Source organism: Flavobacterium sp. DG1-102-2 (assembly GCF_033042555.1).
Lineage (GTDB): Bacteria > Bacteroidota > Bacteroidia > Flavobacteriales > Flavobacteriaceae > Flavobacterium.
The window spans coordinates 1-23,482 of record NZ_JAWLIK010000005.1; the positions used below are offsets into that span (position 1 = coordinate 1).

At 40.3% G+C, this 23,482-nt stretch carries 16 protein-coding genes and 1 pseudogene; 13 read left to right on the top strand and 4 right to left on the bottom strand.

The window, feature by feature from the left end; genetic code table 11:
- Window positions 1–61: 61 nt before the first annotated feature.
- Both R1T16_RS08715 and pheT read left to right on the top strand, forming a co-directional pair.
- Window positions 62–1,099 (top strand): nitronate monooxygenase family protein, encoded by a 1,038-nt coding sequence (locus tag R1T16_RS08715; RefSeq protein WP_317500957.1) that lies wholly within the window; start codon window positions 62–64, stop codon window positions 1,097–1,099.
- A gap of 80 nt (window positions 1,100–1,179) precedes the next feature.
- A complete protein-coding gene (gene pheT / locus R1T16_RS08720; RefSeq protein ID WP_317500709.1) occupies window positions 1,180–3,603 on the top strand; it encodes a phenylalanine--tRNA ligase subunit beta in 2,424 nt (807 codons plus the stop codon).
- A gap of 68 nt (window positions 3,604–3,671) precedes the next feature.
- On the opposite strand, the gene R1T16_RS08725 is transcribed toward pheT, so the two are convergent.
- Together R1T16_RS08725 and gyrA are read right to left on the bottom strand one after the other, a co-directional pair.
- Window positions 3,672–4,952 carry a tetratricopeptide repeat protein gene (locus R1T16_RS08725; protein ID WP_317500710.1) on the bottom strand — a complete coding sequence of 427 codons (1,281 nt, stop codon included), beginning with the start codon at window positions 4,950–4,952 and terminating at the stop codon, window positions 3,672–3,674.
- 13 nt (window positions 4,953–4,965) lie between these two features.
- A complete protein-coding gene (gene gyrA, locus R1T16_RS08730) occupies window positions 4,966–7,533 on the bottom strand; it encodes a DNA gyrase subunit A (RefSeq protein WP_317500711.1) in 2,568 nt (855 codons plus the stop codon).
- Between the two features lie 279 nt (window positions 7,534–7,812).
- Here gyrA and R1T16_RS08735 point away from each other — a divergent pair, with 279 nt between their 5' ends.
- The 7 genes and pseudogenes from R1T16_RS08735 (at window position 7,813) to R1T16_RS08760 (ending at window position 14,246) form a co-directional block, all read left to right on the top strand.
- A complete protein-coding gene (locus tag R1T16_RS08735; protein WP_317500712.1) occupies window positions 7,813–10,365 on the top strand; it encodes an ATP-dependent Clp protease ATP-binding subunit in 2,553 nt (850 codons plus the stop codon).
- A gap of 244 nt (window positions 10,366–10,609) precedes the next feature.
- Window positions 10,610–11,980, top strand: coding sequence for a 30S ribosomal protein S6--L-glutamate ligase (gene rimK, locus R1T16_RS08740; RefSeq protein WP_317500713.1), 1,371 nt, complete (start codon window positions 10,610–10,612; stop codon window positions 11,978–11,980).
- 7 nt (window positions 11,981–11,987) lie between these two features.
- Window positions 11,988–12,350 (top strand): DUF1304 domain-containing protein, encoded by a 363-nt coding sequence (locus R1T16_RS08745; protein WP_317500714.1) that lies wholly within the window; start codon window positions 11,988–11,990, stop codon window positions 12,348–12,350.
- Between the two features lie 148 nt (window positions 12,351–12,498).
- Entirely contained in the window at window positions 12,499–12,903 is a 405-nt protein-coding gene (locus tag R1T16_RS08750) for a hypothetical protein (protein WP_317500715.1), read from the top strand.
- Window positions 12,904–12,985: 82 nt separating this feature from the next.
- A pseudogene (locus tag R1T16_RS18405) lies at window positions 12,986–13,042 on the top strand (hypothetical protein); the annotation flags it as partial.
- A gap of 2 nt (window positions 13,043–13,044) precedes the next feature.
- The gene (locus R1T16_RS08755; protein ID WP_317500716.1) at window positions 13,045–13,320 is read left to right on the top strand and encodes a hypothetical protein; all 276 of its coding nucleotides are present in this window, start codon (window positions 13,045–13,047) and stop codon (window positions 13,318–13,320) included.
- 59 nt (window positions 13,321–13,379) lie between these two features.
- Complete coding sequence (locus R1T16_RS08760) at window positions 13,380–14,246, top strand: carboxypeptidase-like regulatory domain-containing protein (protein WP_317500717.1); 867 nt, start codon at window positions 13,380–13,382, stop codon at window positions 14,244–14,246.
- Between the two features lie 37 nt (window positions 14,247–14,283).
- Here the strand turns inward: R1T16_RS08760 and hutH are convergent, their stop codons facing one another.
- Window positions 14,284–15,792 carry a histidine ammonia-lyase gene (gene hutH, locus R1T16_RS08765; protein WP_317500718.1) on the bottom strand — a complete coding sequence of 503 codons (1,509 nt, stop codon included), beginning with the start codon at window positions 15,790–15,792 and terminating at the stop codon, window positions 14,284–14,286.
- A 69-nt stretch (window positions 15,793–15,861) separates the two neighbouring features.
- Window positions 15,862–17,361 (bottom strand): NAD(P)H-hydrate dehydratase, encoded by a 1,500-nt coding sequence (locus R1T16_RS08770; protein ID WP_317500719.1) that lies wholly within the window; start codon window positions 17,359–17,361, stop codon window positions 15,862–15,864.
- A 285-nt stretch (window positions 17,362–17,646) separates the two neighbouring features.
- Between R1T16_RS08770 and thrA the strand changes: the two genes are divergently transcribed.
- From thrA to gcvT, 4 genes are all read left to right on the top strand, one after another.
- Window positions 17,647–20,097 (top strand): bifunctional aspartate kinase/homoserine dehydrogenase I, encoded by a 2,451-nt coding sequence (thrA, locus tag R1T16_RS08775; protein WP_317500720.1) that lies wholly within the window; start codon window positions 17,647–17,649, stop codon window positions 20,095–20,097.
- A gap of 4 nt (window positions 20,098–20,101) precedes the next feature.
- Window positions 20,102–21,025 (top strand): homoserine kinase, encoded by a 924-nt coding sequence (locus tag R1T16_RS08780; protein WP_317500721.1) that lies wholly within the window; start codon window positions 20,102–20,104, stop codon window positions 21,023–21,025.
- Window positions 21,022–22,311, top strand: a complete 1,290-nt coding sequence (gene thrC, locus R1T16_RS08785) for a threonine synthase (protein ID WP_317500722.1) — start codon at window positions 21,022–21,024, stop codon at window positions 22,309–22,311. The genes R1T16_RS08780 and thrC overlap by 4 nt, the downstream gene beginning before the upstream one ends.
- Window positions 22,312–22,396: 85 nt before the next feature.
- A complete protein-coding gene (gene gcvT, locus R1T16_RS08790; protein ID WP_317500723.1) occupies window positions 22,397–23,479 on the top strand; it encodes a glycine cleavage system aminomethyltransferase GcvT in 1,083 nt (360 codons plus the stop codon).
- Window positions 23,480–23,482: the final 3 nt, after the last annotated feature.

The window sequence follows — 23,482 nt, forward strand, 5'->3', positions numbered from 1 at the left end:
TCAGACATCTTGAAAATGCCTGAACTTTTACCAAATTTGTATAATCAAAAATAGTCAACCTATTTTAGGACTAGTCAATCCAATAGTACAGGCTCCTATGCTTGGTGTTACATCTCCCGAGATGGTTGCTGCAATTTCTAATAGCGGCGGACTTGGATCGCTGCCCGTGGGTGGGCTTTCCCCCGAAAAAACACTGGAGCTGATACAAAAAACAAAATTGCTTACTTCAAAACCATTTGCAGTTAATCTTTTTGCCCACAACATCGGCGCTATTAACCATAATGAAGCTAATACAATGCTTGACTTTTTAGAGAAGCTGGGCAATGATAATAATGCTTCTTTCAACCGTTCAGATCCATCAGCATTCCGGTTTTATTCTTATAAAGAACAGATAGATATATTAATTAACGAAAATATTCCAATCGTAAGTTTTACGTTCGGCATTTTATCCGATGACATCATTGGACGTTTTAAAAACAATTGTACGATCCTGATTGGCACTGCAACCTGTGTTGAAGAAGCCCTTCTGCTCAAAGAAAAAAATATCGATGCCATTACAGCCCAGGGTATAGAAGCGGGAGGCCATAGGGGCAGTTTTATAAAGGGAAATCTACCAAATGTAGGCGTTATTGCACTTGTTCCGCAAATTATTGAGAGAACCGGTTTGCCTGTATTGGCTTCGGGAGCAATAAATGATGGAAAGACCATAAATGCAGCTTTTGCTCTTGGAGCATCTGCGGTGCAAATAGGCACTGCCTTTATCGCCACCGGTGAAAGTGTGGCAATACCATTATACAAAAAGGCTGTTCTAAATTATTCTGATACCGATACAATGCTGACCAGAGCCTTTTCAGGGCGATGGGCACGCGGCATCAGGAATACTTTTATGGATGAGATTGAAAAATCCGGATTGCCTGTTCCTGATTATCCTGTACAGAACAGCCTAACCGGTTCCATAAGGGCATCAGCGCAAAAGAACGACAATAACCAGATGACAAATATGTGGGCGGGCCAATCGGCTCCAAAAATTAAACTTAGCTCCACAACTGAAATTTTCAATGAAATGGTGGCACAGGTGGAGGCGCTAAACAATCTTTAACACACCATCTTTTTCTATTTATAAATTCGCATAACAAAACTGCAATCCTTATCTTTGCATGCTTTTAAAATAAACTACAAATGCTTATATCCTATAACTGGTTAAAACAATTTATAAAATTAGACTGGAAATCTGAAGAAACTGCTGCCCTGCTTACCGACCTTGGTCTCGAAGTAGAAGGTGTAGACAAATTTGAGTCGCTTAAAGGCGGGCTTGAAGGCGTTGTGGTAGGACATGTGCTTAACTGCGTTCAGCATCCTAATGCCGACAGATTGAGGGTTACCACTGTAGATCTTGGCAATGGCACTCCTGTGCAAATTGTATGCGGCGCACCTAACGTTGCTGCCGGACAAAAAGTTCCCGTTGCAACCATAGGAACTACCCTTTATGATAAAGAAGGTAACGCATTCCAAATAAAAAAAGGAAAAATAAGAGGCGAAGAGAGCCACGGCATGATATGTGCCGAAGATGAACTTGGCCTTGGCGAAGGACATGACGGCATCCTTGTACTTAACGAAGACCTTAAACCGGGAACACCGGCCTCTAAAATATTCAATATCGAGAGCGATGAAGTTTTCGAAATTGGACTTACGCCAAACCGCGCCGATGCCATGAGCCACTGGGGTGTTGCAAGAGACCTGCGCGCCGGACTTACGCAAAAAAACGTAAACACAGAACTTATTACTCCTTCTGTAAGCAATTTCAGGATAGACAAACGTACCCTTAAAATGGACGTAAAGGTTGAAGATGGAAAACTTGCTCCAAGATATTGCGGTGTTACTATTTCAGGCATCACAGTTAAACCGTCTCCTGCATGGCTTCAGAACAGACTTAAAGCCATTGGACTTATCCCGAAAAACAATATTGTAGATGTTACCAATTATGTGTTGCATGAACTTGGACAGCCGCTACACGCATTTGATGCTGCCAAAATAAAAGGCAATAAGGTTATTGTGAAAACGGTACCTGCCGGAACAAAATTTGTAACCCTTGACGACGTAGAAAGAACATTACACGAAGAAGACCTGATGATTTGCGATGAAACAGGCCCTATGTGTATTGCAGGTGTTTTTGGAGGAAAAAATTCGGGAGTAACAGAACAGACTTCTACTATATTCCTTGAAAGTGCTTATTTTAATCCTGTTTCTATCCGTAAAACAGCCAAACGCCACGGACTAAGCACAGATGCATCTTTCCGTTTTGAAAGAGGAATAGATCCAACAATTACAGAATATGCGCTAAAAAGAGCTGCAATCCTTATTCAGGAGACTGCAGGCGGCGAGATAACATCTGACGTTATTGATATATACCCTAAAAAGACAGAAGATTTCCCTGTAGTGCTTAATTTTGCCAATGTAAAACGCGTTATAGGACAGGAACTTCCTAAAGAAACAATCAAGAAGATATTGGTATCCCTGGATATTAAGATCAACAATATGTCAGACGCCGGCCTTGGCCTTGTTGTACCTGCATACCGTGTAGATGTAACAAGAGAGATTGATGTTATCGAAGAGATCCTTAGGGTTTACGGATACAACAACATAACGTTTACACAAAAGCTTAATGCATCTATATCTAATTCTGCACGTAATGAAGATTACAAATTACAGAATATTATAGGTTCACAAATGGTATCACTTGGTTTCAACGAAATGATGGCCAACTCGCTTACCACACCTGAATACGTAAAATTGTCTGAAAATCTTAAGGAAGAGTTTAACGTTACAATGCTTAACCCGTTGAGCAGTGATCTTTCTGCGATGAGGCAGTCACTATTGTTCAGTGCACTTGAGGCCATATCATTCAACATCAACCGCAGGAGGGCCGACCTTAAACTGTTTGAATTTGGAAAAACATATCATAAACTACCTTCAGGTTATGATGAGAACAAACACCTAACACTTACTGTAACAGGTAACCGACTTAATGAAAGCTGGTCGTACGCTCAAAAACCTACAGATTTCTTTATGTTTAAGGGCTATGTAAATCTTATTACAACCCGATTAGGAATTACTAAGGTACAGACTCAGCCAATAGCTAATTACATATTTGCAGAAGGTATTGCGCTTGCAGCTGGTAACGAAACTATCGTTGAATTTGGTACGATCAAAAAATCGATCCTTAAGCACTTTGATATTAAGCAGGAAGTTTTCTTTGCCGATTTTAACTGGGATGCCATTATTAAACTCGTGTCAGGAAAGATAAAGTACACAGAAATTTCTAAATTCCCTGAAGTACGAAGAGACCTAGCACTTCTTGTAGATGAGCAGGTATCCTTTGAAAGTATATACTCTGTTGCAAAGCAGGCAGAAAAGTCGTTACTAAAAGACGTGAGCCTTTTTGATGTCTACGAAGGAAACAATCTGCCGGAAGGCAAAAAGTCTTATGCCGTGAGTTTTATGCTTCAGGATAGCTCAAAAACACTTACAGACGAGCAAATAGACAAGATAATGAACAAGATTAGGCAAAACCTGGAAAAAGAAACAGGCGCACAATTAAGATAATCTTTAATCATACCACAAAAAAATGCCTCCTTTTTCAAGGAGGCATTTTTTTTGATGCTTATAGCTACTTATAATTTAGCTTTCATTGCTTTATATTCAGCCTGCCTGTCAAGCGCCTGATAAACACCTGCAAGTAAAGAAATAACATCTTTATTATTAGGATCTATCTTATTTGCTTTTTCAAAATAAGGAAGTGCCTTAATATAAAGATCATCCCTTTGTTTTTTAAGCGCATCATAACGTTTGTTATCTGCCGCACTTGTTCCAAGCTTATTCATCTGGTCAACGATCTTTTGCTCATCCTTAAGCATAAGTACACCAAGGTTGATGTTTGGGTCAATATAGTCGGGCTTTAGTTCAAGAGCTTTTTTATAATACCCCATAGCTTCTGCAGGATCTGCATCAGAAGTAACCACACCAAGGTTAAAAAACAAAATAGGATCATTTGGTGTTTTTGCCACCACTTCTTTAATGATCTCTTTATACTTAACCATATCTTTAGCTTTCAGGTAAATTTCTGCTTCACCAAGCATAAGGCTTGTATCGTTAGGACTTGTCTTCCTTGCATTAGCAAAAGCAGCCTTAGCTTTTTCGGTATCGCCTTTCATGTTATAGATAAGAGCGATGTTCTTAACGATTTCACCTTTAACAGAAGGTACTTTCTCTTCTTTAGGCAGTATGTATTGCCCGCCTTTTATAGCAATATCCCTTGTGTTTTTGTTTGGAAAACCTTCCACCGTATTTGTAGCTTTATTAGTCGCTACATACACAGTGCTCTCTCCTGTAAAACCACTTTTATCAAGAATTTCATAATACTTAAGTGCATTATCCCAATCCTGAGCATTAACTGAAGATGCCGCAGCATTGTAAAGAATAGCATAATCCTTTTGATCTACCTGATAAGCTGCATAATAAGCCATTGAAGACTCCTTAAACATTTTTTTGTCGCCCAATTGTTGCGCCATTGTTACAGCAGCAGTTTTCATTTCAGGCAGAACTTCCTTTTGTATCTCTTCGGTATATTTTTTCTTTCCTGTTTTCTCAAGTTCAAGTACTTTGTTGAAACTTTCAAGAGCCAAAGGAAAATTAGTACCGCCTGTTGCAGGATTCATCATCATAGAAGCTAAAGCATAACTACCCTTATAGTAATTAAATTCAGCCTGTTGTTCAGGAGTTGCAGCACCAATTTTAGGCTCTGCAACATCTAACAGCCTTTTATACTCTGTAAAATCAGCAGGAGTTGGTTTTTCCTTATCGTCAAGTTTTTTAAGCGCCTTTAGTTCTTCCTTTTGTGCATAAGCTCCTATAGAAAGTAGTAAAGACGCAGCAATTGCATATTTAATTTTCATAGTATTATTTTTATTATTCTTCTGTTTGTTCTTCTTCAGTGCTTTCGGCAGATGCATCATCACCGCTTTCAGCTATAAAACCTGTAACGCCATTTTCTGCACCTTCCCCGCCAAGTTCTTCAAGGACTTCTTCGATCGCATCTTCTTCACGCACTACTTTTGTTACAGCAGCGATAGAATCGTTTCCTTTGATATTAATAAGGCGTACACCCTGCGTAGCACGGCCCATAACCCTAAGATCAGATACCATCATACGTATTGTAAGCCCTGATTTGTTGATGATCATAAGGTCATCTGCATCGGTAACACCGTTAATAGATACAAGCTTACCGGTTTTATCGGTAATATTTAGTGTTTTAACACCTTTACCACCACGGTTAGTTATCCTGTAATCATCAAGGCTCGAACGCTTACCGTATCCGTTTTCAGACACAACAAGGATCTCGCTGTTCATATCGTTTACAGATACCATACCAATCACCTCATCGCTATCATCAGCAAGGGTAATTCCACGTACACCAGAAGCACTACGACCCATAGGTCTGGTTTTACCTTCTTCAAAACGCACCAATTTACCCGATTTTACAGCGATAAGCACCTGGCTTTCACCCGTGGTAAGTTTAGCTTCTAGCAGCTCATCATCTTCCCTGATGGTAATCGCGGCAATACCGTTTAACCTTGGGCGTGAATATTGCTCAAGAAGGGTTTTCTTAACGATACCTTTCTTGGTTGCCATTATCACATAATGATTATTGATGTACTCTTCGTTCTTAAGATCCTGCGTGCAAATAAATGCTTTTACCTTATCATCGTTCTCGATATTGATAAGGTTTTGTATTGCACGGCCTTTACTCGTTTTGTTACCTTCCGGAATTTCGTAAACACGCATCCAGAAACATTTACCTTTTTGGGTAAAGAACAACATGTAGTTATGGTTTGTAGCTACAAACAGGTGTTCCAGGTAATCCTGGTCACGTGTTGCCACTCCTTTTTGACCTACACCACCCCTGTTTTGCGTTTTGTATTCGCTAAGTGGTGTACGTTTGATATAGCCGGCATGAGAAATTGTGATAACAACATTCTCATCGGCAATAAGGTCTTCAATACTTACGTCGCCACCAGCATACTCAATCTGAGAACGGCGGGCATCACCATATTTATCCCTTATTTCTATAAGTTCTGTTTTAATAAGCTCCATTCTTAGCTCTTTACTTGCTAAAAGAGCTTTTAATTCAGCTATTAATTTCATGATCTCTTCATACTCTGCACGAAGCTTATCCTGCTCCAGTCCTGTAAGCTGACGCAGACGCATCTCAACAATAGCACGAGCCTGGATTTCTGAAAGCTTAAAGCGCTCCATTAATTTACCACGCGCTTCTTCACCGTCTTTAGAGCCGCGTATAAGCGCAATTACCTCATCTATATTATCTGATGCGATAATTAAACCTTCTAATATGTGTGCACGCTCTTCAGCCTTACGAAGTTCATACTGTGTCCTTCTTACAACTACATCATGCCTGTGCTCTACAAAGTAGTGGATAAGATCTTTCAGGTTAAGCATTTGCGGCCTGCCGTTAACAAGCGCAATGTTATTTACACTGAACGAAGACTGCAGCTGCGTATATTTATAAAGTGTATTAAGCACTACATTAGGAACCGCATCTCGCTTAAGGATATAAACGATACGCATACCATTCCTGTCCGATTCATCACGGATGTTGGCAATACCTTCAATTTTCTTTTCGTTAACCATGTCGGCAGTCTTCTTGATCATGTCTGCCTTGTTTACCTGATAAGGTATTTCGGTAACAATGATGCACTCTCTGCCTTCTACTTCTTCAAAAGCAGTCTTTGCACGCATAACCACACGTCCACGTCCTGTTTTGAAGGCTTCACGAACACCTTCGTAACCATATATTGTACCCCCGGTTGGAAAATCGGGTGCTTTTACATAGTTAATAAGCTCGTCAATTTCTATCTCTGTATTGTCTATATAAGCAAGCGTACCGTCGATGACTTCAGTAAGGTTGTGAGGCGCCATATTAGTCGCCATACCTACCGCAATACCAGATGCACCATTGATCAAAAGATTTGGTACCCTTGTAGGCATTACAGTTGGCTCCTGTAAAGTATCATCAAAGTTAAGCTGGAAATCTACTGTTTCTTTGTCAAGGTCTGCCATTATCTCTTCAGATATCTTACGCATCCTTGCTTCTGTATAACGCATTGCTGCCGGGCTGTCGCCATCTACTGAACCAAAGTTACCCTGGCCGTCTACCAACAGGTAACGTAAGCTCCATTCCTGAGCCATACGCACCATGGCATCATATACCGATGTATCTCCGTGCGGGTGGTATTTACCTAATACCTCACCTACGATCCTCGCCGATTTTTTGTGGGCTCTGTTAGAAAGAACGCCCAGTTCATACATTCCATAAAGTACTCTTCGGTGTACGGGTTTCAAGCCATCTCTAACATCTGGAAGCGCCCTTGACACGATTACAGACATCGAATAATCGATGTATGCCGACTTCATTTGGTCTTCGATGTTAATAGGAATTAACTTTTCTCCTTCAGACATAAGTAGTTATATTAAAAAATTATAGTTATTACAAAACGTGCCAATATACGCAATTTTCTCAGGATTATAAACCGCAAAAACTAATTATTTCAACGTTTTATTAACATCATATTATTCCCCAAAAGTTGATAAACTATTGCAAAAACGCTTTTATTTTCGGCTTTTTTTTCGTCTCTTAGCATAACATACATATAGCCGTGCTGTCAGTACTTTTAATTAGGTATGGTTTTTGTAAATTCTTAAATCAAATAGTTAATATATACTATCAAAAATAACATTATGGATGATAATTTTTCACCAAGGGTCAAAGACGTTATTACCTACAGCAAGGAAGAAGCGCTTAGGTTAGGTCATGACTTTATTGGTACTGAGCATTTAATGTTAGGAATTTTGAGAGACGGGAATGGCAAAGCCATTTCCATTTTAAACAACATTTCTGTTGACCTGGATCATTTACGCCGAAAAGTAGAGATATTAAGCCCCGCTAATCCTAGTGCTGAACGCAATAATGAGAAGAAAAACCTTCACTTAACGCGACAGGCAGAACGCGCTTTAAGAACCACATTTCTTGAAGCTAAGGTTTTCCAGAGCACCTCTATAAGCACAGCTCATTTATTGTTGTGCATTTTACGCAACGAAAATGACCCTACTACAAAATTGCTTAACAAACTAAAAATCGATTACGAAACCGTTAAAGAACAATTTATCAGTATGACATCAAACGAAGAAGAATACCTAGAAAACCTTCCTAAAGCAGAGTCATATAACGACGATGCAGGACAAGATGACAGTATGCGCGAAAGCAACTTCAACAATCCTTCTTCAGGCAACGCTAAAGCCAACAAAAAATCAAAAACGCCTGTTCTTGACAATTTTGGCCGTGACCTTACAGAACTTGCAGAAGAAGGCAAATTAGACCCGGTAGTGGGCCGTGAAAAGGAAATTGAACGTGTTTCGCAGATATTGAGCAGAAGAAAGAAAAACAATCCGCTGCTTATAGGTGAGCCGGGAGTAGGTAAATCGGCAATTGCTGAAGGACTTGCACTGCGCATTATCCAGAAAAAAGTATCGCGTATCCTTTTCAACAAACGCGTAGTTACTTTAGACCTTGCCAGCTTAGTGGCGGGAACTAAATACCGTGGACAGTTTGAAGAGCGTATGAAAGCCGTGATGAACGAGCTTGAAAAAAACGACGATATTATCTTATTTATTGACGAGATACACACTATTGTAGGTGCAGGTGGAGCTACAGGCTCTCTTGACGCGAGCAATATGTTTAAGCCGGCTCTTGCAAGAGGCGAAATCCAATGCATCGGTGCTACAACTCTTGATGAGTACAGACAGTATATAGAAAAAGACGGAGCTCTTGAGCGCCGTTTCCAGAAGGTAATTGTAGAGCCTACAACAGTACCCGAAACTATTACTATCCTTAACAACATCAAAAACAAATATGAAGATCACCACAATGTAATTTATACACAGGAAGCTATTGAGGCTTGTGTAAAACTGACTGACAGGTATATGAGCGAGCGTTTCCTCCCAGACAAGGCTATTGACGCCCTTGACGAAGCAGGATCGCGAGTACACATTACAAACATTGATGTTCCTAAACAGATCCTTGATCTTGAAAGACAACTTGAAGAAGTTAGAGAACTCAAAAATTCTGTAGTTAAGAAACAGAAATATGAGGAAGCGGCCAAACTTCGCGATGACGAAAAACGTATTGAAAAAGACCTTGCCATAGCTCAGGAACAATGGGAAGAAGATTCTAAAAACAACCGCGTTACCGTTACAGAAGACAATGTGGCAGATGTAGTATCTATGATGACGGGTATTCCTGTAAATCGTATAGCTCAAACCGAAAGCAACAAACTTTCTAAGCTTCCTGAGCTTATTAAAGGTAAAGTTATCGGGCAGGATGAGGCGGTTCAAAAAATTGCCAAGTCTATACAGCGTAACCGTGCAGGTCTTAAAGACCCTAACAAACCGATTGGTTCATTTATCTTCCTTGGTCAGACAGGTGTAGGTAAAACCCAGCTGGCCAAAGTAATCGCAAAAGAATTATTTGACTCTGAAGATGCACTTATACGTATTGACATGAGCGAATACATGGAAAAATTTGCAATCTCAAGGCTTGTAGGAGCGCCTCCGGGATATGTAGGCTATGAAGAAGGTGGACAGCTTACTGAAAAAGTGAGAAGAAAACCATATTGTGTAGTGCTTCTTGATGAGATCGAAAAAGCACATCCTGACGTGTTCAATATGCTGCTTCAGGTATTGGATGATGGTTATCTGACCGATAGCCTGGGCCGCAAAATTGACTTCAAGAACACGATCATCATAATGACATCAAACGTTGGTGCACGCCAGCTGAAAGATTTCGGTCAAGGTGTTGGTTTTGGTACCGCTGCCAAAAAGGCACAGGCAGACGATCACACAAAAGGTGTTATTGAAGCTGCTCTTAAAAAAACCTTTGCACCTGAGTTCATTAACAGGATAGATGACATTATTGTGTTTAACGCTCTTGATAAAGAACATATCGATCTTATTATAGATATTGAACTTGAAAAACTTTACGGAAGAATAAAAGATCTTGGTTACAACATTGCATTATCTCCTGAAGCTAAAAGTTTTATTGCAGAGAAAGGATTTGACAAACAATATGGAGCAAGACCACTTAAACGTGCCATCCAGAAATATGTTGAAGACACTCTTGCAGAAGAGATCATCACTTCTAAAATATCAATAGGTGATGAGATCTTTATGGATCTTGATGCTAACGGTACAGAACTTGCCGTTACCATTAAAAAAGCAGAAAATTCAGGAAGTTAATCTTTCGGATATTCGATAAAACTAAATCCCGCGTCTTTACAGATAGCGGGATTTTTTTATGGACGAATTGTAACCAGCTTTAATTTATAATGAATCAATCTAATTCACAAAAAACTGAAAATAAGATTTTTACATCTGAATTTTCATTTCTATTCATTACGATATCATTAAATTTTGCCAAAAAAAAGACTAAGCCTTTTTACAATTAAAAAAAGTAGTAATTTAGTTTACAAATTGTATTAAAATGCTTGACAAAGTAATTGTAGGTAGTGAAGAATGGTGCGCATTTCCGTCGTTGGGGATACCTGTCATTAAAGCGCGTGTAGACTCGGGAGCAAAGACCTCTGCGCTTCACGCTATTAACATCTCCCCTTTCCAGAAAGATGGAGAAAACTGGGTAAAATTTGATATCAACCCAATCCAGAATAATTCAAAAACTATTATACATTGTCAGGCACCGCTTGTAGATAAGCGCGTTGTTAAAAGTTCCAGCGGCTATCGTGAGCAGCGCTATGTAATAAAAACGGGTATAGAGATTGGCGAGGCAAAATGGGATGTAGAGCTTACCCTTACAAATCGTGACTCTATGGGTTTCAGGATGCTCTTAGGCCGCGAAGCCATGAGCGGGCGCATACTGGTAGACCCTGAGCAGAAATACCTTTTAGGCCAGCCTACGCAGGAAAAAATAAAAGAATATTACAACAACAATAACGAAGAAAAGAAAGGATTGCGCATTGGCCTTTTAGCCAGCAACCCCGAACTTTACAGCAACAGGCGCATAATGGAAGCAGGTGAAATGAGAGGGCATGAAATGCACTTTCTTAACCTGAAATACTGCTACATGAAGCTTGATGCCCATACGCCGGAAATACATTACCGTGGCGGAAAAATACTAAATGATTTTGATGCTGTTATTCCTCGTATACGGCCGAGCATGACCTTTTACGGATGCGCACTTACGCGTCATTTTGAGGCGCTTAAGGTATTTTCGCTTAACTCATCATCCGCTATTACGCAGTCAAGGGACAAGTTATATTCACTTCAGCTTTTGCTTAACAGCGGTGTAGATATTCCTACTACAGGATTTGCAAATTCTCCTCTTGACACTAACGACCTTATCCAGATGGTAGGCGGACCTCCCCTTATCGTAAAACTTCTTGAAGGTACTCAAGGTAAAGGCGTTGTATTAGCGGAGACTAAAAAAGCAGCAGAAAGTGTTATTAATGCCTTTAAAAGCCTTAATGCCAATATACTTGTACAGGAGTTTATTAAAGAGGCCAACGGTAAAGACCTTCGCCTTTTTGTTATAGACGGTAAAGTTGTGGCAACTATTCAGCGTGAAGCACTGCCTGGAGAATTCAGGGCAAATATTCACCTTGGCGGAACAGCATCTGTAATACGCCCAACTGTTGAAGAAAAACGTATAGCGATCAAAGCGGCCAAAGCTATGAACTTAAAAGTAGCAGGCGTAGACATTATCCGTTCATCTAAAGGACCTCTGCTCTTAGAAGTAAACTCTTCACCCGGACTGGAAGGTATTGAGGGCGCTACAAACAAAGACATTGCCGGCGAAATGATACGCGCCATAGAAAAGAATTTTAAAATATTTAAATAAGCCAGCCATGCACTTAGCAGCCAAAGTTATTATTGCCTTTGTAGCGCTCATCCATATTTATATCTTATGGCTTGAGATGTTTGCTTGGCTTACAAGAGCCAGAAAGGTATTCAGGACACTCCCTCAGGAAATGTTTTATCCCACAAAAGCTATGGCTGCTAATCAGGGTTTGTATAATGGATTTCTGGCAGCAGGCCTAATTTGGTCGCTGCTCATAACTAACACTGCCTGGAGTATAAATGTTGCTGCATTCTTTTTAGGTTGTGTATTTGTTGCAGGTTTATATGGGGCATACTCTGTCCAGAAAAAAATATTATTTGTACAGGCAATTCCGGCTGCTTTAGGAATTGTAGCTATTTATTTACTTTAAGTGCGTTAAAACTGGTTAAAAACCCGCGTATTCTTATTATATTTATTTCGTAATTACCGGAGGACAATCAGCAGGAAAGAAGTTGTTTAAAATCAACGATTTGACTTTTGATTACTTTCAGTTTCAGAATAATATAAACACTAAGACCATGAAACGTACTATAACCCTATTTACCATTACACTTTTATTCTCAATCGGCGGATACAGTCAGAGTGCCTGCGGAAAATTTAAAAACGGTACTTTTAAAGTTACCGATCCTAAAAGCAAAAAGGTTTGCATCATTACCCGTAATGATGACAAACAGACTGAAAGAATGGAAGAGAGTGATGAGACTTTTGACTTTGAGATCAAATGGCTTGACGACTGCACCTACACCGTTACCCCTACTGCTTCTGCCGTCGCCCAAAACCAAAAGATACTGGATATTGGCACAATGACTGTAAAAATTACAAAAGCAAAAGACAGCTCTTATACCCAAAGGATTACCGTTGCCAATAATCCAAAATTCAGAAGGATTGACGAGGTATTTTTGGTAAAGCAAAAAGAAGAATAGCCTTATGGCAAAACAAAAACTATCTGATACCGAACAGGTAACACAGTTTATAACTGATTCCCAGCATCCACTGAAAGAATTGATGCAGGCGATACGGAAGGCTGTACTTGAAACATCTACTGAAATCAGCGAACACATAAAATGGAACGCTCCTGCATTTTACTACAATGCACAAATGGCCATTTTGACGCTAAAGACTATAAAAGGGATATCGTTGTCTACCACACCAGGAAAAGCGACCAGGTATTACTTATCTTCCCTACAGGTAATATCATTGATAATGAATCTGGCATACTTGAAGGCAATTATGCTGATGGCCGCAGAAAGATTACCTTTAAAAGTATGGAAGAATTAGATGCGAGAAAAGAGAAACTTCAGGCTGCAGTAAGAGACTGGATATATAAAGTAGAAAAATAGTCTGCTGTAGAACAAATCTCATAAAAAAGAGTTTTATTTACAGCCAAACTAAAAAACCTATGCACATTACACTTTACCAGCTGTTACTGGCTTTTATTTCGTTTTCATCTTTTGCCCAAATAAAAACAACAATCGTTGACGGCTCTACTAATGAACCTATCCCCTACGTAAACGTCTCCATAGAAGGAAAAGGTATTGAGCTTAGCGCCGATGAAAATGGATTATTGCAATTGCCGCAAACAGATGGTTCTGCAATTATTCATTTGAGTGCCGTAGGGTTTGCCAACGCAGCTATCAAATTTTCTGACATAAAAACGACTATCCCGTTAGCCACCAAACCAATAGAACTGGGAGAAATTGCAATTGGAAATAAAAAAAGACAAAACTCATTGGTTATCAATCCAATAAAAAAAGCCAAAGATACATGGATGGGCGTAGGCGGCGGCAATAACGGAACTTTATTATTCGCAAAATATATCCTCTACAAAACTGAATATGCTTCAAAATATATTGATAAGCTAAAATTTAAAGTACTTGCCTATAACGACAACACATTTAATGTCAGGCTATATACTGCAAATACTGATGGCAGCCCGGGCGATTATCTATACAACGAAAACATTCTTGTAAAAGTAAAGAAAGGCCAGAAAAATGCTGACGTCGACTTTTCTAAAGTGTCGATTATAGTACCGGATGAAGGCTTCTTTGTGGTTATAGAATATTTAGCAATACCAGAAAACCGATTAGACGGTTCTAGTAAAGATATAGGATTTCCTGCTCACCTATATGGTTACGGCCCATCCTTTATGAGTGAATTTGGCGATGCTCAAGAAGGTTGGTCGTACAAACAGGGAAAATGGACAGCACATCCTAAAACAGAAAGGGGCTATGCCAGAATGGTTATAGAAGTAACACTGACGGATTAAAATAGAAGGCTTCCAATTTTTTGGAAGCCTTCTAAATTTATTCAAATACTGTTTCGTCTATCTGAAGGTTATGAAGGAAAGATATTGTGTTTTCAATATCATAGTGAAGTATCCTGTCTTCTGTAACTAACGGAACTTCTTCTCTATACGACTTAATGAATACTTCAAGGAATTCACTTGATTTAAGTGGCCTCCTGAATTCTATTGCCTGCGATGCATTCATAAGCTCAATAGCTAATATGCGCTCCAGGTTTTCAATAATCCTAAGTGCTTTTGTAGCAGCATTTGCACCCATACTAACATGGTCTTCCTGTCCGTTGCTTGACACGATACTGTCTACACTTGCAGGTGTTGCAAGTTGTTTGTTCTGGCTCACGATACTTGCAGCCGTATATTGCGGGATCATAAATCCTGAATTTAGCCCAGGGTTGCTCACAAGGAAAGGCGGCAATCCGCGAAGTCCTGAAATAAGCTGGTACGTCCTTCTTTCTGAAATGCTGCCAAGCTCTGCAAGGGCAATTCCTAAGAAGTCCAGCGTAAGCGCTAATGGCTGTCCGTGGAAGTTACCCCCTGAAATGATCTGGTCAGTCTCAATAAATATATTTGGGTTATCAGTAACCGAGTTGATCTCGGTACGGAAAACCTTTTTAACGTAATCAATGGTATCTTTTGTCGCACCATGCACCTGAGGGATGCAACGGAAAGAATATGGATCCTGAACGTGCTGTTTTGCCTGCGCAATGATCTCGCTGTCTTCCAGCAGTTCGTTGAAGCGTTTGGCTGTAACAATCTGCCCTTTATGAGGGCGCACCATGTGAATAAGCTCATTAAAAGGCTCAATACGGCCATCAAAACCTTCAAGAGAAACAGCTGCAATAACATCTGCCAGGTATGAAAGCTTAACCGATTTAAGCAGGACATACACACCATAAGCGCTCATGAACTGGGTACCATTGAGCAATGCAAGACCTTCTTTAGATTTTAGTACGATAGGTTTCCATCCCATTTTGTCCAGCACTTTGCCCGCCGGCTGGCGGAAACCATCCATGTAAACCTCTCCCTCTCCTAATAACGGAAGCGAAAGGTGTGCCAGTGGTGCAAGGTCGCCCGAAGCACCAAGTGAACCCTGGTTGTATATTACAGGAAGTATGTCGTTGTTATAAAACTCGATTAGCCTTTCTACCGTTTCGAGCTGAACGCCCGAATGGCCATAGCTTAACGACTGAATCTTTAGCAGCAGCATGATCTTAACGATAGCCTCTGGCACTTCTTCTCCCGTACCGCACGCATGCGATTTTACAAGGTTTTCCTGTAGCTGCGATAAGTTTTCATTAGATATTTTTACATTATATAGCGAGCCAAAACCTGTGTTGATGCCATAAATAGGATCGCTGTGCGATTTCATCTTTTCATCAAGGTAATTACGGCACTTTTCTATGTTAGCCCTTGCCTCTTCAGACAGCGCCAGTTTCTTATCCTGGGTAATGATATCGTTAACAATTTCAAGCGATAAGAGGTCGCTGCTTATATAATGTATTGTTTCCATACGTGTGGTTAATTTGAAAGGTCAAAATTCAATAAACCATAATTAAAAAACAACATTTTTAGTAAATTTTCATTTCTGATGTATTTCCGACTCTATTTTTAGATAAGCCTCACCTATATAACTGATAATATCAGAAGCTGTAAATGCCTGTTTTGATGTTTCCTTTACACCAATATCTGCCGCGAGGCCATGCAGGAACACCCCAAAAATAGCAGCATCTACAGGATTATATGATTGTGCAAGTAATCCTGTAATGATACCTGTAAGCACGTCACCGCTGCCGCCTGTTGCCAATCCTGCATTTCCTGTTGAATTGATATACACCGAACCGCCATATACAATCATCGTTTTGGCATCTTTTGCCACAATAATTAATTTATATGTTGCCGATAAAGCCTTTAGCTTATCCAGTTTTTCAAAATCATCTTTCCAGCCGCCCATAAGCCTTTCCAGTTCTTTAGGATGTGGGGTAAGAATAGAATTTTCAGGCAGCAGCTTTAGCCACTCTTTATTATAGGATAGTATATTAAGGGCATCGGCATCTATAACCAAGGGATTAGACTGTTTCTTTAAAAATTCTCCAAATGCCTGCTGTGTTTCGGGCTCCTGCCCTATTCCCATACCAACACCAATAGCTTTAGGCTCCAGTTCAAAATGTATGGATGCAATATGTTTTTCGCCGTCCGTTAAAACCATTGCTTCAGGAAATGCAGTCTGTAGTACATTGTAACCACACTCAGGTATGTAAGCAGTAACTAACCCGCTGCCACTTTTAAGGGCCGCTTTTGCTGAAAGGCATACCGAACCTATCTTACCATAACTCCCGCCAATAACAAGTGTATGCCCCTGTGTGCCTTTGTGCGCATGCGGATGGAGTGGTTTGTAACGTTTCAGGATATCAAACTTGTCTGTAAAATAGTAATTGCTCGGTGTAACATCAGTATATTCTTTGTCAAGGCCAATATCGAGAATCACGACCTCTTTAGTAAATTCACAATTGGATGCCAGATAAAACGCCAGCTTAGGAAATTGGAAAGTAAGCACAATATCACTATGCACGGCATAATATGTAGGGCGGTCTAAAAACATACCTGACGGAATGTCTATAGAAAGTACAAATGCTGTTTTGTCATTTATAAAGTCAATTACTTCTTTAACCTCATCTGATAATTCCCTTGAAAGCCCAGTTCCAAACAGCGCATCAATAGCTACAAGCTTATGTTTTTTATAATTATAATGCTTGCCGGTATTGAATTCGCAACCTGTTTGCTTCAGTTTTTCAAAATTTGCTAAAAAGTCAGGCGTCGGGTTTCCGGTTCCCTCTACAATACGCAGGATTACCAGATAACCGTCATCATGGAGCTTACGTGCAATTACCAATCCATCGCCACCATTGTTACCCCGTCCGCAAAAAATTTTGAACACTGTCTCCTTGTCAGGAAATCGCTGCTTGATCCACAAAAAAGCTTCATTGGCTGCTCGCTCCATTAGTTCTAAAGAAGTTATACCCTGTCTTAAAATTGTGGTTTCGTCAGCCTGACGTATTCGCGGTGCATCAAAAATTTTCATAGTGTAGTGTTTTGCGTGCTTTTTTAAAAATTCCGTAAAAAGCTTAAGGCTTGTCTTACAGCTATGTAAATTTATTACATTTGTAAGTATATGTTAGTAAACAGCAACAAATATTTAACTTCCTATACCCCGGCCACTGTTGGGTTTGCTGCTATTACTACTACTACAACAACTACAACCCCGTTAGGGGTATAATCATTTCATATAGCCCCGTTGTGGTCATTTAATTTAAATGACAGGAACAACCTGTGTTTAGTCCTCAACATCTACCTGAAAAACAATTATATGAATATCCTAAAATTTGGCGGTACATCTGTAGCTAATGCCGAAAATATAGCAAAGTGCATAAGCATTATAAAAAGCAAAAAACAGCACTATCCTTTAATCGTGGTAGTATCTGCCCTTGGCGGAATAACCGATATGCTGCTCAACGCTGCGACACACGCAGCACATAAAAATGAAACATACAAGGCGCTGCTTCAGGAAATTGAGCACCGCCACATAGATACTGTAAAAAGCCTTATACCTGCTACAGCACAAAGTGCAGTACTGAGCCACGTGATGCGGGAAGTAAACCATCTGGAAACACTGCTCGATGGGTGTTTTCTATTGGGTGAATTATCCGACAGGACAAAAGACCTTATCCTTTCTTTTGGTGAAGTATTATCTTCATACATCATTTCCGAAACACTGAAAGCCCAAAATGAAAATACAGCTTTAGCCGATAGCCGTGAGCTTATTAAGACCAATAGCCATTTTGGTAAGGCGGTGGTAAACTTTGAAATAAGTAACTTGCTCATACAGCATTATTTTGATAAAAATAAACCTGATGTTATTATAATTCCGGGATTTATCGCACAGTCGGAAGACGGGCATACTACTACATTGGGACGCGGAGGGTCTGATTATACTGCCGCTATTATCGCTGCGGCCCTTGATTTAGCTTCGCTCGAAATATGGACTGACGTAAACGGCATTTATACCGCCAACCCAAAACTGGTTAAACAGGCTGAGCCTATTGAGCATATTTCTTTTGAAGAAGCAATGGAACTGTCACACTTTGGTGCTAAAGTATTGTATCCACCTACTATCCAGCCTATACTGGCTAAGAACATAACATTACACATCAGAAACACTTTCGACCCTGAAGCGCATGGCAGCATCGTTAACAACAACCCGAAGGTTAAGAGTGCAAATCCTATTCGTGGCATCAGTAACATTGATAATACAACATTAGTAACACTTGAAGGCCCCGGCATGGTAGGTGTAGCAGGATTCTCAAAACGTTTGTTTGAGGTAATCTCAAAAGAAAACATAAATGTGATATTTATTACACAGGCATCATCAGAACATTCAATCTGTTTAGGAATTGTTGAAGACGACGCCGCAAAAGCTAAAAAAGCGATTGATGCCGAATTCAGTTTTGAGATAAAACAGCAAAAAATTAAACCTGCGATATTGGAAAATGAGCTATCCATCATTGCTGTTGTAGGCGAAAACATGAAAAACCATCAGGGGCTGAGTGGTAAGATGTTTAGCACACTTGGTAAAAATAATATCAACATCAGGGCTATTGCACAGGGCGCGTCTGAAAGGAACATTTCAGCGGTTATCGATAAAAAAGATGTAAAGAAAGCGCTAAACACATTGCACGAAACTTTTTTTGAAGACAATATTGTCCAGCTAAACCTCTTCGTAATGGGCGTAGGTAATGTGGGCGATAAATTTTTGGAACAGATACAATTGCAGAAAAAATACCTTAAAGAGCATTTAAGGATGAATGTTAGGGTAATAGGCATTGCCAACTCGCGCAAAATGTATTTTGATGAAGATGGTATTAACCTGGCAGATCGCAAAGAGGTTTTGGAGAATGCACATACAGCAGATGGTATAGCCTTCATTAAAAATATTAAGGAACTCAATCTGCGTAACAGCATATTTGTAGACAACACTGCAAGTGACGATGTAGCTGCTACCTATGCCGATTACCTGTCGCAAAACATAGCTGTAGTAACATGCAACAAAGTGGCCTGTTCGTCAGGATATCAAAATTACAAGCAATTAAAAGACCTGTCGCGCCAGTATAATGCCCCGTTTTTGTTTGAGACTAATGTTGGTGCAGGGTTACCTATTATCGACACGCTGAAAAACCTTGTCGCATCGGGTGACAGGGTGCATAAAATTCATGCGGTGCTTAGCGGCAGCCTTAATTTTATCTTCAATAACTTTAATGAGGATACTTCTTTTTATGATGTGGTTAAACAGGCACAGGTGGAAGGCTACACAGAACCCGACCCAAAAATTGACCTTAGCGGCGTTGATGTAAAACGTAAACTTGTTATCCTTATCCGCGAAAGCGGTTATGAAATGGAGATCGACGATATAGAGAACCGTTCTTTCCTGCCACAGGAATGCCTTGACACCGATAGCGTTGATGCGTTTTTTGAATCGCTCAAAACAAATGCAGGTCATTTTAATGAATTGTATAAAAAGGCAGCATCAGAAGGTTCAAGACTGAAGTTTGTGGCATCATTCGAAAATGGAAAAGCTAATGTTGGCCTTCAGTTCATACCGAAAGAGCATCCATTCTATAACCTTGAAGGAAAAGATAATATTGTCCTCTTTTATACCGACCGTTATGTAGACCAGCCCTTGCAGATAAAAGGTGCGGGTGCGGGAGCAGCGGTAACAGCGTCGGGTATTTTTGCCGATGTAATACGAATAGGAAACAAATAACAACATGAACGAGATCAGAATATTTTGCCCTGCTACCATAGCCAATGTTTCCTGCGGGTTTGATGTGCTTGGCCTTTGCCTGGAAAACTTTGGCGACGAAATGATCATTGCCAGAACAGAAACAAAAGGCATTCGTATAAAAGAGATTACCGGGGCTAACCTCCCTATGGATGCCAAACATAATGTTGCCGGTGTAGCTGCACTTGCCTTTATAGAAAAACTCAATCCCGATTTTGGTTTTGAGATAAGCATCCATAAAAAGATAAAGGCGGGCAGCGGTATAGGCAGCAGTGCAGCAAGTGCAGCAGGCGCGGTATTTGGCATTAATGCGTTATGCGGTTATCCAATATCTAATAAAGAGCTGGTATACTATGCCATGCAGGGTGAAGCTTTAGCCAGCGGAACTCCCCATTCCGATAATGTAGCCCCTGTCCTCTTGGGTGGTTTTGCATTGGTGCGCAGTTATACACCGCTGGATATAATTAGCATTCCATCGCCATCAGATTTATATGTAACGGTTATCCATCCGCAAATAGAATTGAAGACTAAAGATGCACGTTCGGTTCTAAAAGAAAACATTCCGCTTAAAAAGGCTATTATACAATGTGGCAACCTGGGCGGACTGATAAGCGGGCTCTACACAAGTGATTACGGACTCATAGGGCGCTCGCTACACGATGAACTCATAGAGCCTATACGATCTGTGCTTATCCCTAATTTCAATCAGCTAAAGCAGGCTGCTGCCGATAGCGGTGCTTTAGGAAGTGGTATTGCAGGATCAGGACCATCTGTATTTGCTTTGTCGCAGGGTGTTGTTACAGCACAAAAAACAGCGCAGGCCATGGCTGAAGCCTTACAGGACACCAACATACCTTTTGAAATTCATATATCAGCTATTAACCCGCAGGGTATAAAAATACTATCATGAAGTACTACAGCCTTAATGACTACGATATAAAAGCCAGCTTTAAATCCGCTGCCATTACAGGGATTGCGCCTGATAAGGGATTGTATTTCCCTGAAAGCATTCCGCAGCTGGATGCTGAATTCATTAAAAATATTGAGCAGTATAGCAATACCGAAATTGCTCTTAGAGTCATCACACCGTTTATAGGCGATGAGATTCCGCAGCACATTCTGAAAAAAATCGTGGAAGAAACCTTGTCTTTTGACTTTCCTACAATAGAAGTCGAAAAGTATATTTATGCTTTGGAACTGTACCACGGCCCTACCCTTGCCTTTAAAGATGTTGGCGCGCGTTTTATGTCACGCTGCCTGAATTATTTTACACAGGACGAAAACAAAAAGATCACTATACTGGTAGCGACATCAGGTGATACAGGAGGCGCTGTTGCCAGTGGATTTCTGGGAGTAGAGGGTATAAATGTACTTATACTGTATCCGTCTGGTAAAGTGAGTAACATTCAGGAAAAGCAGCTTACGGCTTTGGGGCAGAATATTACCGCTCTTGAAGTAGACGGCAGCTTTGACGACTGCCAGGATATGGCAAAGCAGGCCTTTTTAGATGAGGAACTTAGGAATATTAACCTCACTTCGGCCAACTCTATTAATATAGCGCGCTGGCTGCCACAAATGTTCTATTATTTCTTCGTCTACAAGCAGCTGAAGCATTTAGGTAAGCCCTTAGCCGTATCAGTACCCAGCGGAAACTTTGGAAACATTTGTGCAGGGTTAATGGCAAAAAAAATCGGCCTGCCGATAGCCCACTTTATAGCGGCAACTAATGTGAACGATACCGTTCCCCGTTTTATGGAAACGCAGGATTATAAACCATCACCAACTATAGAAACGCTGTCTAACGCTATGGATGTAAGTAATCCGAGCAACTTTATACGCATACTGGAATTGTTCGGTAAACGTTTTGAGAGCCTGGAACTGGAATTATCCTCCAACTCGTTCAGTGATCCTCAGACGTTAGCTACAATTAGTAAATTATATAAAGAGCATAATTATTTGGCCGATCCACACGGGGCTGTAGGGTATCTTGGGCTCAAACAATATATGGACGAAAACCCTAACTACACAGGCATTTTCCTTGAAACGGCGCATCCGGTAAAATTTCCTGAAAGCGTAGAAAAAGAGCTTGGCATTAAGATTCCTGTGCCCAAATCGTTACAACCACTACTGAAGAAAGAAAAATCGTCAATTTGCATAAAAAGTTACAATGAGCTTAAAGATTATCTTTTGTTGTGAAATAAATGATAATTATTGAAAATATGCACTGTATAATTTGTAAATTTCAATAATTTTGCGCCCTCAATCCATTTATACAAACAAAATGAAAAATACTGCGCTAACGCACATTCACGAGGGACTTGGAGCCAAAATGGTACCGTTTGCAGGTTATAATATGCCTGTTCAATATGAAGGAGTAACTGCTGAACACGAAACCGTAAGAAACGGTGTAGGCGTTTTTGATGTTTCGCACATGGGCGAATTTTTACTAAGCGGCCCTAAAGCTCTTGACCTTATCCAGAAGGTAACTTCTAATGATGCGTCAACGCTTACAATAGGCAGGGCTCAGTATTCTTGCCTTCCTAACGATAACGGTGGCATTGTGGACGACCTTATTGTTTATAAGATGAAAGAAGAGCAGTACCTTTTAGTGGTAAACGCTTCAAATATAGAAAAAGACTGGAACTGGATCTCGTCTAAAAACGATCTTGGTGTAGACATGCGCAACATCTCTGATGATTATTCGCTTCTTGCCATCCAGGGGCCTAAAGCTGTTGAGGCTATGCAGCCGCTAACATCTATAGATCTTTCTGCTATAAAATACTACCACTTTGAAGTAGCAGATTTTGCAGGTGTAGAGCACGTTATCATTTCTGCTACAGGATATACAGGCAGCGGTGGTTTTGAAATCTACGTGAAAAACGATCAGGTTGAAGCATTATGGAACAAAGTATTTGAAGCAGGAGCCGCATTTGGTATTAAGCCAATTGGCCTTGCTGCGCGTGATACACTACGTTTAGAAATGGGCTTCTGCCTTTACGGAAACGATATTAACGACACTACTTCGCCGCTTGAGGCAGGTCTTGGATGGATTACTAAATTCAACAAAGATTTTACCAACGCTGAAGCGCTTAAAAAGCAAAAAGAAGAAGGTGTCGCAAAAAAACTTGTTGGCTTTGAGCTTACCGAAAGAGGTATACCAAGGCATGATTATGAAATAACAGATAAAGATGGTAATGTTATAGGTATCGTAACATCGGGTACTATGGCGCCATCGCTAAACAAAGGAATCGGCCTTGGTTATGTTCCTGCTGAATATGCAGCAGAGGGCAGCCAGATCTTCATCCGCATCAGGAAAAATGATATTCCTGCACAAGTGGTGAAGCTGCCATTCTACAAAAAATAAAAC

Excerpts from the sequence above, each read along its gene's own strand:
- pheT (WP_317500709.1), top strand. The coding sequence starts at position 1,180 with ATGCTTATATCCTATAACTGGTTAAAACAATTTATAAAATTAGACTGG.
- R1T16_RS08725 (WP_317500710.1), bottom strand. The coding sequence starts at position 4,952 with ATGAAAATTAAATATGCAATTGCTGCGTCTTTACTACTTTCTATAGGA.
- gyrA (WP_317500711.1), bottom strand. The coding sequence starts at position 7,533 with ATGTCTGAAGGAGAAAAGTTAATTCCTATTAACATCGAAGACCAAATG.
- R1T16_RS08735 (WP_317500712.1), top strand. The coding sequence starts at position 7,813 with ATGGATGATAATTTTTCACCAAGGGTCAAAGACGTTATTACCTACAGC.
- rimK (WP_317500713.1), top strand. The coding sequence starts at position 10,610 with ATGCTTGACAAAGTAATTGTAGGTAGTGAAGAATGGTGCGCATTTCCG.
- R1T16_RS08745 (WP_317500714.1), top strand. The coding sequence starts at position 11,988 with ATGCACTTAGCAGCCAAAGTTATTATTGCCTTTGTAGCGCTCATCCAT.
- R1T16_RS08750 (WP_317500715.1), top strand. The coding sequence starts at position 12,499 with ATGAAACGTACTATAACCCTATTTACCATTACACTTTTATTCTCAATC.
- R1T16_RS08755 (WP_317500716.1), top strand. The coding sequence starts at position 13,045 with ATGGAACGCTCCTGCATTTTACTACAATGCACAAATGGCCATTTTGAC.
- R1T16_RS08760 (WP_317500717.1), top strand. The coding sequence starts at position 13,380 with ATGCACATTACACTTTACCAGCTGTTACTGGCTTTTATTTCGTTTTCA.
- hutH (WP_317500718.1), bottom strand. The coding sequence starts at position 15,792 with ATGGAAACAATACATTATATAAGCAGCGACCTCTTATCGCTTGAAATT.
- R1T16_RS08770 (WP_317500719.1), bottom strand. The coding sequence starts at position 17,361 with ATGAAAATTTTTGATGCACCGCGAATACGTCAGGCTGACGAAACCACA.
- thrA (WP_317500720.1), top strand. The coding sequence starts at position 17,647 with ATGAATATCCTAAAATTTGGCGGTACATCTGTAGCTAATGCCGAAAAT.
- R1T16_RS08780 (WP_317500721.1), top strand. The coding sequence starts at position 20,102 with ATGAACGAGATCAGAATATTTTGCCCTGCTACCATAGCCAATGTTTCC.
- thrC (WP_317500722.1), top strand. The coding sequence starts at position 21,022 with ATGAAGTACTACAGCCTTAATGACTACGATATAAAAGCCAGCTTTAAA.
- gcvT (WP_317500723.1), top strand. The coding sequence starts at position 22,397 with ATGAAAAATACTGCGCTAACGCACATTCACGAGGGACTTGGAGCCAAA.